General features: G+C 44.0%; 13 protein-coding genes and 4 tRNA genes. 5 read left to right on the forward strand and 12 right to left on the reverse strand.

What is annotated here, in order from left to right; translation table 11 throughout:
* Positions 1 to 25 precede the first annotated feature (25 nt).
* The 6 genes from L3V27_RS15690 to L3V27_RS15715 form a co-directional block, all read right to left on the reverse strand.
* On the reverse strand, positions 26 to 1,270 hold the full coding sequence (locus L3V27_RS15690) for a carboxynorspermidine synthase (RefSeq protein WP_237312273.1): 1,245 nt from the start codon (positions 1,268 to 1,270) through the stop codon (positions 26 to 28).
* 18 nt (positions 1,271 to 1,288) lie between these two features.
* Complete coding sequence (locus tag L3V27_RS15695; RefSeq protein ID WP_237312275.1) at positions 1,289 to 4,165, reverse strand: pyridoxal phosphate-dependent class III aminotransferase; 2,877 nt, start codon at positions 4,163 to 4,165, stop codon at positions 1,289 to 1,291.
* Positions 4,166 to 5,076: 911 nt separating this feature from the next.
* Positions 5,077 to 5,152, reverse strand: a tRNA-Gly gene (locus L3V27_RS15700).
* A gap of 13 nt (positions 5,153 to 5,165) precedes the next feature.
* Positions 5,166 to 5,252: transfer RNA gene (locus L3V27_RS15705), tRNA-Leu, on the reverse strand.
* A 77-nt stretch (positions 5,253 to 5,329) separates the two neighbouring features.
* Positions 5,330 to 5,405: transfer RNA gene (locus L3V27_RS15710), tRNA-Gly, on the reverse strand.
* A gap of 37 nt (positions 5,406 to 5,442) precedes the next feature.
* A tRNA-Cys gene (locus L3V27_RS15715) sits at positions 5,443 to 5,516 on the reverse strand.
* A gap of 6 nt (positions 5,517 to 5,522) precedes the next feature.
* On the opposite strand from L3V27_RS15715, the gene L3V27_RS15720 reads away from it, so the two are divergent.
* On the forward strand, positions 5,523 to 5,795 hold the full coding sequence (locus L3V27_RS15720; protein WP_237312276.1) for a hypothetical protein: 273 nt from the start codon (positions 5,523 to 5,525) through the stop codon (positions 5,793 to 5,795).
* A 185-nt stretch (positions 5,796 to 5,980) separates the two neighbouring features.
* Here the strand turns inward: L3V27_RS15720 and pgsA are convergent, their stop codons facing one another.
* Genes pgsA through uvrY form a run of 3 tightly spaced genes read right to left on the reverse strand, consistent with a single transcriptional unit; the run spans position 5,981 to position 9,063 of the window.
* The gene (gene pgsA / locus L3V27_RS15725; RefSeq protein WP_005394805.1) at positions 5,981 to 6,538 is read right to left on the reverse strand and encodes a CDP-diacylglycerol--glycerol-3-phosphate 3-phosphatidyltransferase; all 558 of its coding nucleotides are present in this window, start codon (positions 6,536 to 6,538) and stop codon (positions 5,981 to 5,983) included.
* 46 nt (positions 6,539 to 6,584) lie between these two features.
* Positions 6,585 to 8,417, reverse strand: a complete 1,833-nt coding sequence (gene uvrC, locus L3V27_RS15730) for an excinuclease ABC subunit UvrC (RefSeq protein WP_237312278.1) — start codon at positions 8,415 to 8,417, stop codon at positions 6,585 to 6,587.
* A gap of 1 nt (position 8,418) precedes the next feature.
* Entirely contained in the window at positions 8,419 to 9,063 is a 645-nt protein-coding gene (gene uvrY / locus L3V27_RS15735) for a UvrY/SirA/GacA family response regulator transcription factor (protein WP_005386783.1), read from the reverse strand.
* A 427-nt stretch (positions 9,064 to 9,490) separates the two neighbouring features.
* On the opposite strand from uvrY, the gene L3V27_RS15740 reads away from it, so the two are divergent.
* Positions 9,491 to 11,854, forward strand: a complete 2,364-nt coding sequence (locus L3V27_RS15740) for a DNA polymerase II (RefSeq protein WP_237312280.1) — start codon at positions 9,491 to 9,493, stop codon at positions 11,852 to 11,854.
* On the opposite strand, the gene L3V27_RS15745 is transcribed toward L3V27_RS15740, so the two are convergent.
* Positions 11,851 to 12,618: a hypothetical protein gene (locus L3V27_RS15745; protein ID WP_012841624.1), complete on the reverse strand. Its 768-nt coding sequence runs from the start codon at positions 12,616 to 12,618 to the stop codon at positions 11,851 to 11,853. The two genes, L3V27_RS15740 and L3V27_RS15745, sit on opposite strands and share 4 nt — an antisense overlap.
* A gap of 194 nt (positions 12,619 to 12,812) precedes the next feature.
* On the opposite strand from L3V27_RS15745, the gene yeiP reads away from it, so the two are divergent.
* Entirely contained in the window at positions 12,813 to 13,379 is a 567-nt protein-coding gene (gene yeiP / locus L3V27_RS15750) for an elongation factor P-like protein YeiP (protein WP_005376801.1), read from the forward strand.
* 2 nt (positions 13,380 to 13,381) lie between these two features.
* Positions 13,382 to 13,702 carry an HI1450 family dsDNA-mimic protein gene (locus tag L3V27_RS15755; protein ID WP_005376800.1) on the forward strand — a complete coding sequence of 107 codons (321 nt, stop codon included), beginning with the start codon at positions 13,382 to 13,384 and terminating at the stop codon, positions 13,700 to 13,702.
* A 169-nt stretch (positions 13,703 to 13,871) separates the two neighbouring features.
* On the opposite strand, the gene rluB is transcribed toward L3V27_RS15755, so the two are convergent.
* Both rluB and L3V27_RS15765 read right to left on the reverse strand, forming a co-directional pair.
* Positions 13,872 to 14,810 carry a 23S rRNA pseudouridine(2605) synthase RluB gene (rluB, locus tag L3V27_RS15760; protein WP_005376798.1) on the reverse strand — a complete coding sequence of 313 codons (939 nt, stop codon included), beginning with the start codon at positions 14,808 to 14,810 and terminating at the stop codon, positions 13,872 to 13,874.
* Positions 14,811 to 15,015: 205 nt separating this feature from the next.
* A complete protein-coding gene (locus L3V27_RS15765; protein WP_237312282.1) occupies positions 15,016 to 15,273 on the reverse strand; it encodes a hypothetical protein in 258 nt (85 codons plus the stop codon).
* 83 nt (positions 15,274 to 15,356) lie between these two features.
* Between L3V27_RS15765 and L3V27_RS15770 the strand changes: the two genes are divergently transcribed.
* Positions 15,357 to 16,067 (forward strand): calcium-binding protein, encoded by a 711-nt coding sequence (locus tag L3V27_RS15770; protein WP_005394815.1) that lies wholly within the window; start codon positions 15,357 to 15,359, stop codon positions 16,065 to 16,067.
* The last annotated feature ends 53 nt before the right edge of the window (positions 16,068 to 16,120 follow it).

A 16,120-nucleotide genomic window follows, 5' to 3' on the forward strand; every position in this document is an offset into this window, starting at 1 on the left:
CGTACGAATAAGAGTCGCTAAATTCTTACTTCAATTTATGGATAACAGGTTGTCCTGGCTCCAGTTCTTGAACATGCCAATCTAGACCAATCGATGGCATGGTTTCTAGGAACGGGTCTGGATCTAGCTGCTCCATGTTGAACACGCCTTTGTCTGCCCACTTACCACGGAAGAATTGCAGAGCTGCTGTGATTGCTGGGACACCAGTAGTATAAGAGATCGCTTGGTGCTCAACGTCTTCGTATGCAACTTCGTGATCTGCGTTGTTGTAGATAAATACGCTGCGATCTTTACCGTCTTTCTTACCTTGTACCCAAGTACCGATACACGTTAAGCCTGTGTAACCTGGTGCGAGAGATGTTGGGTCCGGCAGTAGCGCTTTCAATACGTGTAGAGGTTGGACTACCGTGCCGTCGTGCAGCGTCAGTGGGTCTGGGCTGAGTAGACCAATATCGCGCATTACGTTGAAATAGTTCAGGTAACGGTCACCGAACCCCATCCAGAACTCAATGCGTTTCGCCGGGATGAACTCTTGCATAGATCGAACTTCGTCGTGCGCCATTGAGTACACTTTATGTGAACCACAGTTCGGGAATTCAAACTCAAGCATACGTGAGTGACAAGGTACTTGTTTCCACTCGCCTTTTTCCCAGTAGAAGGAATCACCTTGAATCTCAAGCATGTTCGTTTCTGGGTCAAAGTTAGTTGCGAACTTCTTACCGTGGTCACCTGCGTTTACATCCATTACGTCGATAGTATCGATTTCATCGAACAGATGTTTCACCGCGTATGCAGCAAACACCGATACTACGCCCGGATCGAAACCGGCACCAAGAATACCTGTGATACCCGCCTCTTCAAACTTCTCACGGTAGCCCCACTGCCAATCGTAAGCTTGAGGTACTTGTTGGCCTTCAGAGCACAAGTCAACCGCAACAGATGTATCAAGGTATGACACTTTAGCTTGGTAACATGCTTCCATAATAGATATGTTCACCCAAGGAGGACCCGCGTTGATCACTAAGTCAGGCTGCACTTCTTTAATTAAAGCAACTAAAGAATCTACGTCGTCCGCATTTACCGCACGAGCTTCTAGTTTCTTAGTTGAATCTTTCAGATTGTTTTTCTTCTGAATCGATTCGATGATTTTCTCACACTTACCTACGGTACGTGATGCGATTGTGATATCACCCAGAACGTCGTTGTTTTGTGCTGCTTTATGTGCAACTACCCAGCCAACGCCGCCTGCACCAATCTGTAGAATTGCCATAGTTTTCCGTTACCTTTGTTAAACTAGCTCTGCCGCTAGCTTATTGATTTTTGAGAGCAAAGATTCAAAGTCCGCCGTCGTCAGACACGGGTTCAAAATCGTAAATTTCAATGCGGTTTTATCGTCGACAATGGTTTCACCCAATACCGCGATACCGCGTGTTAACGCTTCTAAGCGCAACGTTTTATTCAGTTCATCAAGATCCGCTGATTCATGTGTCGCGCGGAACAGAACCGTAGATAGTGATGGTTCAGCCAACAACTCAAAGTGTTTGTTATCTCGAATCATGTCCGCAACTTCAAGCGTCTGATCAAGTAAATGATCGTACATATCGCCTAGGGCTTTTGGCCCCACGCTTTGCATCGTCATAAACACTTTTAGCGCATCAAAACGCTTAGTTGTAGCAATAGACTTATCCACCAAGTTCGGTAGTTCGTCGTGTTCGCGGTTCAAGTAATCTGCATGATGAAGCAGGAATTTAAAGTTAGACTTGTCATTCACCAACAGCGCACCACAACTGATGGTTTGGTAAAATAACTTGTGGAAGTCTACGCTGATGGAGTGTGCACGCTCACAACCTTTCAGACGGGCTTTTTGGCTACTTAAAATCAGAGCTCCACCGTATGCACCGTCGACGTGCATCCACATGTCATGTTTCGCTGCCATATCGGCGATAAAGTCTAGGTCATCAATAGCACCGTGATCCGTTGTGCCCGCTGTGCCGACAATTGCAAATGGGATCAAACCTTCTGCTTTTGCCTGATTTAGAACTTCGTCTAACTTAGTGACATCCATCGTTCCATCGGCATTAGCATCGACGGTCATAACCGCTTTTTCACCCAATCCCATCCAAGACGCTGATTTTTGAACCGTGAAGTGGGATTTTTTCGAACATACAATACGCAGCTTGTCTGCGTATTCAGGAAGCCCAAGCTTTTGAATTGAGTGCGCACTGAGTTTGTCAGCAATCCAATCACGCGCAAGCATCAAACCCATTTGATTACTTTGCGTGCCGCCGCTCGTGAAGATACCGTCCGCTTTTTCACCTAACTCGTATTTATCGCATAGCCAGTTCACAACTTTCTGTTCAACATAAGTCGCTGATGAAGCTTGATCCCATGAGTCCATTGATTGGTTCAAAGCCGCAATCATTGCCTCTGCGGCAATAGCAGGCATCAACGGTGGAGTATGTAGGTGAGCAATACAATCTGGATGTTGAGTAAAAATTGCGTTTTTCGCGACCAGCTCAGCAGCATCGTCGATAACGGATTTAAGAGGCGCATTTCCATTATCAAGATCAACGTCGTGAATCGCTGCTTCCAATGCTTTTGGATCCATACCTGAGTATGGTGCAGCAACCTGTTCAAACACTGATTTCATTGCTGTCGTAGTGTGATTCATCACCGAAGCAAACTCATTGCTGCCCAACTCTCCAGTGTGGATGAAATGCTTCTTCCATTCATCTTGTGGCTGAGTTTCGATGTGACTACCGCCGGCTGCTAAAATCGCGTCTTCAAATACACGTAAAGCAAAGTCGATTTGCTCAAACGAGATGATAAGAGGAGGAAGGAAGCGAATTACTGCACCTTCACGTCCGCCTTTCTCAACGATCAAGCCACGCTCAAGTGCTGCGCGTTGAATGGAAAGAGTGAGTTCACTATCCGCTTGAGGTTCGCCAAATTTATTGAGCTCACCGTTTGGATTTTTAATCTCCACACCAAGCATCAAACCTTTGCCACGTACTTCTGCGATACAGTTCACGCGCTTTTGAATGCTTTCAAGACCATAGCGCAAATACTGGCCCGCAATATTGGCATGCTCAACCAGATTGTCACGCTGGATGATTTCTAATGCTTTCGCACCAGAGACCATGGCTAACTGATTGCCACGAAACGTACCTGTGTGTTCGCCCGGCTTCCAAGTATCATGCTGCTTGTTGATAACCAATAGCGACATTGGTAAGCCACCGCCAATAGCTTTTGATAAACACAGGATATCTGGAACAATGCCCGACTCTTCAAATGCGAAATTGTAGCCAGTTTTACCAACACCACACTGGATCTCATCGAAGATCAGTAAGATACCGTGTTCATCACAAATACGACGTAACTCTCGCAGCCAGAATGCTGGCGCAGGAACAACACCACCCTCACCTTGCACTGGCTCAACGATGATCGCAGCAGGCTTCATAATGCCCGATTCATCATCGTTTAAAAGACGATCGATATAGCGAATACTTGCTTTCGCACCTTCATCACCGCCAAGCCCAAATGGACAACGCAGATTGTATGGGAAAGGCATAAAGTGCACGTCTGACATTAAACCAGTTCGACGCGCTTTCGTACCTAGGTTGCCCATCATTCCCATTGTGCCGTTAGTCATACCATGATATGCGCCACGAAAAGCAAACATGGTGTTGCGACCAGTAGTCTGCTTCGCGAGCTTGATCGCGGCTTCAACTGCATCGGCTCCAGACGGACCACAAAATTGGATAACGCTGTTCTCACTTAACTCTTGAGGAAGAAAAGATTTAACAGATTGAATAAACGTCGTTTTTGCTGATGTTGCAATATCTAGCGTCTGATATGGCAGACCCGAATCTAATTGCTCTTTCAGAGCTTGGTTTATTTCAGGATGGTTATACCCCAAAGCTAGAGTGCCCGCCCCCGCAAGGCAGTCTAAAAAGATCTGTCCACGTGTATCTTCAACCAAGCAACCAAAAGCTTGTTTGATTGCGATTGGCAAGCGACGTGGATAAGAACGCACTTCAGATTCATGCTCAGCCTGATCAATCAATACTTGATCTGGCGTTAAGTCATACGTTCCCTCAACGATAGGAACCTGAGACGAAAAAATGTTTGCGATATTGCTATCGACTTCAAAGGCAGTGCTCATACTACATAATCCCTTGAATTATAATAATTCTATATCCTGTATTAATAATCATTGGAATGAAGTTACAGGAGGTGTGTATACCCCTCCGCATTTGTCAGTGCAAAATGACAAATACAGATCATCTGCCACGATATTCGTGACTTTATATGTAAAAGGGATTAATCAAGGTTCCGTAATGCACCCGTTTTGTAAAACAGGACATTTCGGCAGTATGAAGCTGATTAGTGTGTGTTTATTCAAAGGTTTCAATGTTGGGTTTCCCATTAATATGCCGCTTTTACAGCATTAGTATCCCGTCTATCGACAAAAGGCTTTGCCGATACCTACCCTACGCAGTGTCACAATCAGCTTGAATGGTCACTACGCGTATCCCCCAGAGATCAAACGTTGTTAATTACGCTCCGAGATTGCGCGCGAATTTATCACAAAATAAAATCTTCTGGCAACGATTTTTCATATTAGTAACAGTGACGCAAATCACAACAAAGTTCCCCCTAGTGATATTTGTACATTCATACTCATCTACAACGCTTTTCTTCTTTTCTCAAATACCTGTTATTTAAACAAATATCCTTACAATATCAGCACCATGAACCAAAACGGTTTATGAACATACCACTCTTTAATCGTAGAACATTATTTTCAGTATCCAAGGTATTTAACAGAGCTAGTATTTACGTTACTGCTCAGCCTAAAGCGATGAGTCTTTATTCACAGAACTTTGATTGACTAAACTTAAACTAGCTGGATGGGTATGGCCATGAAGTGACGTTGCTATGGCTAAAATTAACAAGAAGTTAAGTTAGTACGCTGAAGGAGCTCAGTGCTTAACGAAATCCATCACAGAGAAGAAATTTAAGATTTTAAGAAATACAAAAAAGGCCCAACATTTTCATGCTGGGCCTTAAATCTGGAGCGACACACGAGGTTCGAACTCGTGACCTCAACCTTGGCAAGGTTGCGCTCTACCAACTGAGCTAGTGTCGCATTTAATATGAGATGGTGCCCCGGGCCGGACTTGAACCGGCACAACGCGAACGTCGAGGGATTTTAAATCCCTTGTGTCTACCAATTCCACCACCAGGGCACACAAATATTCTTTGTGATGCCTTTACAGAAAAGTAAAACACCATCTGATACCGCTAACGCCATATCAATAAAATTTGGAGCGACACACGAGGTTCGAACTCGTGACCTCAACCTTGGCAAGGTTGCGCTCTACCAACTGAGCTAGTGTCGCATTTATTCTCGAAAGCCATTCACTCTCAAAAGAATAATGGAGGCGCCTCCCGGAGTCGAACCGAGGTCCACGGATTTGCAATCCGCTGCATAGCCACTCTGCCAAGGCGCCTCATTTGTGAATAAAGCTAAGCTTTTTCACCACCCTTTTGAGCTACGCTCTCTTGGGTACGGGATGCATTCTACGGATTCGAGCGATCGAGTCAACACTATTTTTATTTTTTTAAATCGTTTGACTAGAATTTGTGCGAAAGACGGTGGATTGCTTAGTTTTAATACTAAAAATCGCTTAAATACACTTGTTTATCATAAAACTTTAGCTATGCCTTACACTGCTGGCCGTGCGTTACGTGTATTGAAGCGTCAACAATCAGGAGACTCGCTTCTCTGAGGCTCTCCAAGGGCAAAAACAAGACTTAGATCACATATGGAATTCTATCGAAACAGGAACTCTCAGATAGAAATTTCAAGTATGGCCGTTAGCAAGCATTGAAAAACGTGAGAAGCAAAGAAATGCCGTAGATTATCTTAGATACAAAAAAGCAGGCTATTAAGCCTGCTTTCTAATATCAGAATTTAATGATGCTCTTCATTCAACAGATCGTCTTTCGCAGCAGCTAAATATTGAATCATTGACCAATATGTCAAGAAAGTTGCCACGTACAAGGCCGCAAAGCCTAGCCAAACCATCCATTCATCGTAACGCCATATCAACACCCATAAGGCGAACATTTGCGAAACAGTTTTTACTTTGCCAACCCAAGATACCGCAACACTCGCTCGCTTACCGATTTCAGCCATCCACTCTCGCAATGCTGAGATAATGATTTCTCGCGCGATCATCGTTACCGCAGGAATGGTCACCCAAATTGAATGATAATGTTCCGTGATTAAAATCAATGCCGTTGCCACTAGCACTTTATCAGCAACAGGATCAATAAACGCACCAAAACGAGAAGTTTGGCCAAGTTTACGGGCCAACATACCATCAAGCCAGTCAGTAAAACCCGCTACCCAAAACACCATTGCTGCTGCAAAAGGTGCCCATGAATAAGGCAGATAAAAGACAACCACAAAAACAGGGATTAGGAACAGTCTAAGAAGAGACAGAATGTTCGGGATATTCAAACGCATTTTATTATTCTCTTACACATTGCGGCTTAATGTTGCGCGATTTTCCTTATTGTTTCAATGCTTGGAAAATAATTTCTGCTAAAGAGTGACTTATTCCCGGCACTTTGGCGATTTCTTCGACACTTGCACGTTTAAGTTCTTGTAACCCACCCATGTACTTGAGTAACGCCTGACGTCGTTTAGGGCCAATTCCCTCAATCCCTTCAAGTGCACTAGTACGTCTGGTTTTACCTCGCTTAGCACGATGCCCCGCTATAGCATGGTTATGGCTTTCATCACGAATATGTTGAATAAGGTGCAGCGCTGGAGCATCGCTTGGTAAATGAAACTCGTCCCCATCGACTGTAATCAGCGTTTCTAAGCCTGGTTTGCGAGTGACCCCTTTCGCAATACCAATCATGATGGGACGCTTTGGCCAATCACCCCAATATTGCGAAATAATATCATGCGCACGATTTAACTGACCTTTACCACCATCGATAAAGATGATGTCGGGAATTTTCTCTACGTCCAATTGCTTCGAATAACGGCGCTCCAACGCTTGTCCCATTGCAGCGTAATCGTCACCACCGGTAATCCCAGTGATGTTATAGCGACGATACTCCTGCTTAACGGGGCCTTCATCGTTGAACACCACACACGATGCAATCGTACTTTCCCCCATGGTATGGGAGATATCAAAACACTCCATTCGAGCAATAGACTCCAACTTCAATGTTTCGCGAAGCGCATGAAAACGCTGATTAATCGTCATCTTGTGATTGATTTTGGTGGTAATCGCCGTTAGTGCATTCGTGTTCGAAAGCTTGAGATACCTTGCTCGAGAGCCAGTTGGCGAGGTATGGAAATGAACCTTACGACCTGCCACTTCACTTAACGCTTTCTGTATTGGCGCAATATCTTCTGCCAACTCTTGATTCAAAATAATACGAGAAGGAATCGTGCGCGCTTCGTTATGGCTCAAATAGTATTGAGTCAGAAAACTATCGAACACTTCCTGCTGGCTTGTATTTTGTGGGATTTTCGGAAAATGGCTACGGCTACCAAGCACTTTACCTTGGCGTATCATCAGGATATGAATACACGCAATACCATTCTCCTGAGCAAACCCTAGTACATCCATATCATCCATGCTGTCTTCTGAGACGTACTGCTGCTCTTGAACACGTCTAATCGCTTGGATTTGATCGCGAAATTTAGCGGCATCTTCAAAGCGCAATTGCTGACTGGCAACTTCCATTTTCTCGATCAGTTGTTTGAGTACTTGCTGGTCTTTGCCTTGCAAAAACATGCGCACAAAGCCAACCAACTCTGCGTATTCTTCATCAGAAATGATGGTATCAACGCATGGCCCTGCACAACGGCCAATTTGGTACATCAAACATGGGCGCGTTCGGTTGGAATAGACAGTGTCTTCACACTGGCGCACAGGAAATATCTTTTGCAGCAAATGCAATGTTTCTCTTACTGCACCAGAATCTGGGTAGGGGCCAAAATATTCACCTTTGCGCTTCTTGGCGCCACGGTGGATAGAAAGCCGTGGGTGTTTATGGCCGCTAATAAAGATATAAGGGTAAGACTTATCATCTCGCAGCAACACATTGTATTTCGGTAAATACTGCTTGATGTAGTTATGTTCTAAGATCAGCGCTTCTGTCTCAGTGTGAGTCACCGTGACGTCTATTTTGGCGATATTACTGACAAGCGCGCGAGTTTTCTCACTGTCTACTTTTTTTCGAAAGTAGCTTGAAAGGCGCTTTTTTAGGTCTTTGGCTTTACCTACATAGATGACAACAGCTTCGGCGTTGTACATTCTGTAAACGCCGGGCTGATGAGTTACTGTCTTGAGAAAGGAAGCCGAATCGAAGGGAGGATTCACGCTAAAGGGTCTCGGTGTCCAGCATTCCGTGGCGAATCGCTAAGTGAGTTAACTCAACGTCACCATTAATGTCCAATTTACTAAAGAGTCGGTAGCGATAGCTGTTGACTGTCTTTGGACTTAAATTAAGTTGCTCAGAAATATCCGTTACCTTTTGGCCTTTGGTGATCATAAGCATGATCTGCAATTCACGTTCGGATAAGTCTTTAAAAGGGTTCTCAGAGGCTGGAGAAAATTGACTCAATGCCATCTGCTGCGCAATCTCTGGTGAGATGTAACGCTGCCCACTATTAACTACACGAATCGCATTCACCATTTCATCAGGGCCAGCACCTTTGGTTAAATAACCAGACGCACCTGCCTGCATCACCTTGGTTGGAAACGGGTTTTCTGTATGAACGGTAAGTACGATGATTTTCACATCAGGATTCACGCGAAGAATTTTTTTAGTGGCTTCCAAGCCACCAATTCCTGGCATGTTCATGTCCATTAAAACGACGTCAGCATGATTACTGCGACACCATTTTACTGCATCTTCACCGCTGTCAGCTTCTCCTGCTACGTTCATTCCACGGACGTCTTCAATAATACGTCGTATCCCTGTGCGAACCAGCTCGTGATCATCTACAAGGAAAACATTTATCAAACTTGTATCTCCACACTTTGTATTGGTTCTGCACCCACATAACCATTATTTGTTAAATGTGGATATCAGTATGACTGCCTATATACTAACGTAATCGACAAAAAATTGCTTTCTATGAATATGTGCTGAAACGCAAACTTTAGCAAGAACTTATTCATAAACCACTCTATTATTTTAGAGCGTGATGAGCAGAACCGAAATCTAAGAAAAGACAATTAACAACATTAAGTACAATAAATCAAGTAACTAGGTTTCATATTGCCCAGAGAAACACGCTATAACTTAAAGTGACACTGTCCCTCTTGCACCAGAGGTTAACTTGTAATCACTAATTCCAGCAAAAATTTGAACCGTTTTCTTTACTGGTTATTTTTACAGTTCTTAATGTTAAACTAGCGTTCTTCAAGTTTTCTAAGGTTTCTCACATTTGAATATCCAACAAGGCTTTCTGCTTACTCGACAGGCGCGAGACATCAAAGGTCAAACTCAAATCGAGCTGTGGCTTTCGACAGAAGCAGGTCCTACTCAGTTACTTATTAATGGTGAGAAGCCAGTATTTTTCATCGCTCAGAAACACTCAGAGCAAGCAAAAACACTCGCGCGAGAAAAAAACATACCCGTCGACATCCGCTTTTTGGATCTCAAAACGTTTGAACATACGCCTCTTTCTGCATGCTATACCAACGTAACCAGAGACGCTCTCACACTTAAAGACACGTTCGCTCAAAATGATATCACCACTTACGAAAGTGATATTCGCCTCGCCGATCGCTACCTCATGGAGCGTTTTATTAAAGGTAGTATTGAATTTACAGGCAATGTGACTCGTATCAATGGCTACCAACGCGTCCAGAACGCAAAATGCCGTACGGGGCAATATGAGCCGAAGTTAAACGTTGTCTCGTTAGATCTAGAATGCTCTGAGAAAGGCATTCTTTACTCCATCGGATTAGACAGCGTCATGGATTCCCGCGTTATCATGATCGGAGAACCAGAACCTTCGGATACACCGATACAATGGGTCCAGGATGAAAAGGCGCTTCTAGAAGCACTCATCGATTGGTTTAAACAATTCGACCCCGATGTCATTGTCGGTTGGAACGTCATTGATTTTGACTTTCGCCTGCTACACAAACGAGCAGAATGGCACAACATGAAGCTAATGCTTGGCAGAGCAGACCAAGCCAGCTTTTTCAGAAGTTCATCTCAAAGCCAACAAGGGTTTATTTCCATTCCCGGGCGAGTTGTAATGGACGGTATCGATACGTTAAAAACGGCGACTTATCACTTTCGGTCTTGGTCATTAGAGTCTGTATCTCAAGAACTCTTGGGGGAAGGGAAAGAAATCCACAACGTTCATGACCGTATGGATGAAATCAATCGTATGTACCGCTCCGACAAACCATCGCTGGCTAAATATAACTTACAAGACTGCGTGTTGGTGAACAAGATTTTCAATCACACTCACCTGCTCGACTTTGCCATTGAACGCTCTCGCCTCACTGGTGTAGAACTGGATCGTGTCGGTGGCTCGGTAGCGGCATTCACTAACTTATACATGCCGCAAATACACCGCGCAGGCTATGTTGCCCCGAACCTACACCCAGAAAATTGGATTGCGAGCCCCGGCGGTTACGTGATGGACTCCATCCCTAACCTATATGATTCTGTTTTAGTATTGGATTTTAAGAGTCTATATCCATCGATTATTCGCTCTTTCTTGATTGATCCTATGGGTTTAGTTGAGGGGTTATTGCTCGATATTGGAAAAGAAGAAAATCAGGCTGTACCTGGCTTTCGCGGTGGGCAGTTCCATCGTACGAAACACTTTTTACCAGAAATGATTGAAAAGCTTTGGGCAGCACGTGATGTTGCAAAGAAGAACAATGAAAAAGCTTTTTCTCAGGCAATCAAAATCATCATGAACTCCTTTTATGGCGTACTGGGCTCATCGGGATGTCGTTTCTTTGATACTCGGTTAGCTTCTAGTATTACCATGCGCGGACATGAAATCATGAAGCAAACTAAGGTGCTGATTGAGGAGCAAGGATATCAAGTGATTTACGGCGATACGGATTCCACATTCGTGTCGTTGAATCGACCATACAGTCAAGTAGAAGCTGACGCTGTTGGAAATCAATTAGTTGATTACATCAACTCTTGGTGGCAAGAACACCTGCGTTCTGAGTACAACCTAACATCTATGTTGGAAATCGAGTATGAAACCCATTATCGCAGATTCCTTATGCCAACGATTCGTGGCGCAGAAACTGGCTCGAAAAAGCGCTATGCGGGTTTAATCGGTGAAGGAAAGCAAGAACGGATTGTATTTAAAGGGTTAGAAAGTGCCCGTACTGACTGGACCTCGTTAGCACAGAAATTTCAAAATACGCTCTATAGAATGATTTTCCATGGTGAAGACCCAAGCCACTATGTCCGAGAAATGGTTGAGAAAACCAATAACGGTGAATTTGATGAACAATTAGTGTATCAAAAGCGACTGCGCAGAAAGCTGCATGAGTATCAGAAGAACGTCCCGCCACAAGTACGTGCAGCTCGTTTAGCGGATGAGATAAATGCCAAGCTTGGACGCCCATTACAGTATCAAAACAAAGGACGAATTGAATACATTATAACCGTGAACGGTCCTGAACCTTATGAGTACCTCAATAGCCCGATTGATTATCAACATTACATTGATAAACAACTCAAACCCGTTGCAGATGCGATTCTCCCTTTCATTGGGACGGATTTTGACAGGCTTTCAGCACCTCAAATGGGGTTGTTTTAACCGATACGAAACTCTGTTTTCTGGTACTGTTTGACTAACCAATCACCAAACGCATCAATTAGCCCGATAACAGAACGCTTGGGAATACCCCGGCCAGACAGTAAAATTTCTAGCCGCTCGATCTCAAGCTGCTTTTCAGGATGATAAGTTAAGAATACCTTGCCACATTGTATAGGGTCATCAAACCAACGTTTATCTCGATACATCACCAAAGAGTATGACGCTCTTAGTAACTTTTTAGCAATCACGCGCTGGGCGGCCACCTGCTCTTCTATCGTCTTCGCTTGTACGATTTTTTTGCGATACACCGTAATCCAATCTTCCACATCCATATTCCAGTGCTTAGCAATTTCCCAACTTGGGACGTAATCACCAAAACAGTCTGCTAGATCATCACCATAAACACAGACACAGCAATGCTTAAGCATAAAGCCCCAAGTGAAAATACTATCTAAATTAGCTACTTCGCTCACTAAGGCTGTACGGACCGATACACCATTAACTTGAGGGTAACTCTGCTGCGCACGCCACTTAATTGTGTTGAGCAAAGTCGCGCGATTGTGCTCAAAGGATGATTGAGTAACGACAACCAGGTCTAAGTTCGACCTCCCAGCGACCGCTGTTTTGCGAGCGACGCTACCGTATACATAAACGCTGTGTAAGTTTTGCCCCAGTCCACCTTTGAGACAAGCGGTGACTTCTCTAATTAAAGGCGCAAACTCTGGTTGAAATGGTTGTTTAGGATCGATAACAGGCAGAGACATGACTTAAAACGTGATCTCAGATGGTTCAAGAAGTTGAGCTATATGTTCTCTTAGCCGACTCACTGAATCAAGTCCATTCAGGTGTTTAGTCATGGGAGTAACAACAAATTTCTGCAATGAATTTTAATGCTAGGCGGCTAACTTAGCGCTATAATCACCGAGTTTTGCTTAATAAGTATGAATAGGAATATACAATGCCAAAGGCAAGTGAAATCAAAAAAGGCTTCGCAATCGAGTCTAATGGTAAAACTCTTCTAGTTAAAGACATCGAAGTAACGACTCCTGGCGGTCGTGGCGGCGCTAAAATCTACAAAATGCGTTGTACAGATCTAAACACGGGCGCACGTGTAGATGAGCGTTACAAGTCTGATGACGTTGTTGAAACGGTAGAAATGAACAAACGTGCAGTTGTGTACTCATACGCTGACGGCGATGAGCACATCTTCATGGATAACGAAGACTACTCACAATACACATTCAAGCACAATGAAGTTGAAGACGACATGCTGTTCATCAACGAAGATACACAAGGTATCCACATTATCCTTGTTAACGGTGCTGCTGTGGGTATTGAACTACCATCTTCTGTTGAGCTAGTGATTGAAGAAACTGACCCGTCAATCAAAGGTGCTTCTGCATCTGCTCGTACTAAACCAGCACGCTTCGCTTCAGGTCTTGTCATCCAGGTTCCTGAGTACATTGCAACTGGTGACCGTGTTATCATTAACACAGCTGAACGTAAATACATGAGCCGAGCATAAGCATGTCTGATTTGATTTCTTACGACGACGTCATCGACGCAGCGTACGACATTTTCCTTGAAATGGCTCCAGATAATCTAGAGCCTGCTGACGTGATTCTGTTTACTGCGCAATTTGAAGATCGTGGTGCCGCAGAACTTGTTGAAACTGGTGATGACTGGGTTGAACATGTTGGCTTTGAGATCGACAAAGAAGTATATGCAGAGGTTCGTATCGGCCTAGTAAATGAGGAAAATGACGTTCTTGATGACGTATTTGCTCGTATGCTAATCAGCCGAGACCCTGAACATAAGTTCTGCCATATGCTTTGGAAACGCGATTAACGTTTCTTCATCATGAACAAAAATACCAGCCTAGTGCTGGTGTTTTTTATCTGTTGTTTTTGTTTATCCAAAGCACCCTGCTCTATATCGGCTTTAGATCCTTTTGTTATGTAACAGATAAGAAAAAGGCTTGCCGAATTGGCAAGCCTTTCTGATGTTTTGCTATCGATTAACGATGCTTGTTACGTGCGCCTTGGTCTCCAGCAGTCTTCTTCGGCTTACGACGAGAAGGGTTGTTGCTGCGGCCTTTTGGCGTGTTAACGCGTTCTTCATGGCGCTTAACTGCGCGACGAATTTTTTGGCTGCGTGCACGCTCACGTTTGCGTGACGTGTTGTCTTTGTTCAGATCAAGCATGGTTTCTTTCTCTGGACGAAGCTCTACAAGCTCACGCAAGTAGTTTACTTCTTTCAGGTCAAGCTCCATCCAACCGCCACGAGGCAGTTTCTTGTCTAAGAAAATGTCGCCGTAACGAACACGTTTCAGACGACTAACGGTACACTCTTGCGATTCCCATAGTCGACGAACTTCGCGGTTACGACCTTCGTTGATAACAACGTAAAACGTGTGGTTCATGCCTTCACCACCCGCGTAAACAACATCTTCGAAGCGAGCTAAACCGTCTTCCAGTTCAACACCTTTTACTAGATTACGAACTTTCTGTTCAGTTACTTCACCGAACACACGTACTAGGTATTCACGTTCAACTTGGCGGCTTGGGTGCATTAAGCGGTTCGCCAGTTCACCATCCGTTGTGAAAAGCAGAAGACCAGAAGTGTTCGCATCCAGACGACCAACTGAAATCCAACGAGAGCCACGAATTTTTGGCAGACGATCAAAAACAGTACGACGACCTTCTGGATCGTGACGAGTACACAGTTCACCCTCGGGTTTGTAGTACGCAAGTACACGACAAATCACTTCTTCTTGAATCTTTGCAGAGACAATGTGACCATCGATACGAACTACGCTGCTCTCGTCTTCAAGTCTTTCACCAAGCTTAGCGACTACACCGTTCACGCTAACGCGACCAGATTTAATTAACGATTCAATCTCACGACGAGAACCGTGACCAGCACGTGCTAATACTTTTTGTAACTTTTCGCTCATTTATCTACCTATGTGTCGTCTTCACAGACGTCTAGACCAGGATTGGTCTGTATTTTGCTGATTACCCATTTCAGTGGGATTTTTCGGTCCGACATTATACGTAACTTTCTCAGTTAATGTAAGCTAAATCGGCGCCATTCTCCACACCAAAAATTCACTTTAAAACGTCGAAAATATTTACTCTATTCTGCAACTTTTTTCCTACTTAATGCTGATATTGCCCAGCGAGAATCCCACTAATATCGGTCTTCCCGAGCCACTTTAACCGTGCAGTACCTGATAAAATTGTCAGGGTTACAACGATAACCACTTGGGGTGTGTTTACTGTTCGTGTTGCTTTAAAGGCAACGAAGAATAAACAGTCCCAGTTTGCTGCTAAGTAATACCAATCATCGTGGATAAATGAGCACTCATAGCAAGAAAGAAGCATCGGTAAGTCACTATTTACTATTAAAAATGACACTAACGTTATCGTGTATTTTAACTAGCTAGATTAGCTCTGCATTTTCGGCGATTGGCATAAATCAGACAAAAAGGAATAGAACAATGTCTATGCTAAATCTAGACCTAAATTGGATTTTTGGGACATCTCAAGATGACGATATGACCGGTACAAAAGGGTCTGAAACAACCGATATTTTCTTCGGCTTCTGTGGTGATGATAAGTTCGTAGGATACGGAGGCAATGATGTTGTCTTCGGGGGCTGGGGAGACGATACCTTGCTCGGTGGCCGAGGGAACGACTTTGTTTCTGGCGGCTTTGGCAACGACTTCCTATCGGGCGGATTAGGAAATGACAAGCTCTTTGGTGGTTGTGGCGATGATACAATTTTTGATTACTCAGGCAACAACTACTTGAGTGGGGGTTGGGGTAACGACACGCTCGTCGTTGGCGATGGTGAATCAGTACTGAGCGGCGGCTGTGGAGACGACACTTTCGTGCTTACAAACCGCCTGGCTATTGGTGTACCGGATCAACCTGTATCCTCCAACGATATTGATATTAAAGCCGATATTGTCGATTTTAATATTTTTCATGACAAACTTGTCTTCGATATGGGCAGAGACACCGACAATGATGGCATTCGCGATACGTTCTTAGATTCAGCGGATGATCTTACTTTATCTTACAACGAGTGTGGTTGGGCGGTATTCTCTAGTGATGAATACAATGTTGAAGTGACACTAAACGGCGTGAGCTCTGCATACATCAACTATGCTGAACAAAATGGTATCGACATTTTCGATTTCGCTTAATCTCAAACAGTTAAGTTCAATGAGATATTCGATATGACAACTAAAATAGGAGG

Origin of the sequence: Vibrio sp. J2-3(2022), assembly GCF_021725735.1 — a bacterium.
Classification (GTDB): domain Bacteria; phylum Pseudomonadota; class Gammaproteobacteria; order Enterobacterales; family Vibrionaceae; genus Vibrio; species Vibrio diabolicus.

Excerpts from the sequence above, each read along its gene's own strand:
- L3V27_RS15690 (WP_237312273.1), bottom strand. The coding sequence starts at position 1,270 with ATGGCAATTCTACAGATTGGTGCAGGCGGCGTTGGCTGGGTAGTTGCA.
- L3V27_RS15695 (WP_237312275.1), bottom strand. The coding sequence starts at position 4,165 with ATGAGCACTGCCTTTGAAGTCGATAGCAATATCGCAAACATTTTTTCG.
- pgsA (WP_005394805.1), bottom strand. The coding sequence starts at position 6,538 with ATGCGTTTGAATATCCCGAACATTCTGTCTCTTCTTAGACTGTTCCTA.
- L3V27_RS15745 (WP_012841624.1), bottom strand. The coding sequence starts at position 12,618 with ATGTCTCTGCCTGTTATCGATCCTAAACAACCATTTCAACCAGAGTTT.
- yeiP (WP_005376801.1), top strand. The coding sequence starts at position 12,813 with ATGCCAAAGGCAAGTGAAATCAAAAAAGGCTTCGCAATCGAGTCTAAT.
- L3V27_RS15755 (WP_005376800.1), top strand. The coding sequence starts at position 13,382 with ATGTCTGATTTGATTTCTTACGACGACGTCATCGACGCAGCGTACGAC.
- rluB (WP_005376798.1), bottom strand. The coding sequence starts at position 14,810 with ATGAGCGAAAAGTTACAAAAAGTATTAGCACGTGCTGGTCACGGTTCT.
- L3V27_RS15770 (WP_005394815.1), top strand. The coding sequence starts at position 15,357 with ATGTCTATGCTAAATCTAGACCTAAATTGGATTTTTGGGACATCTCAA.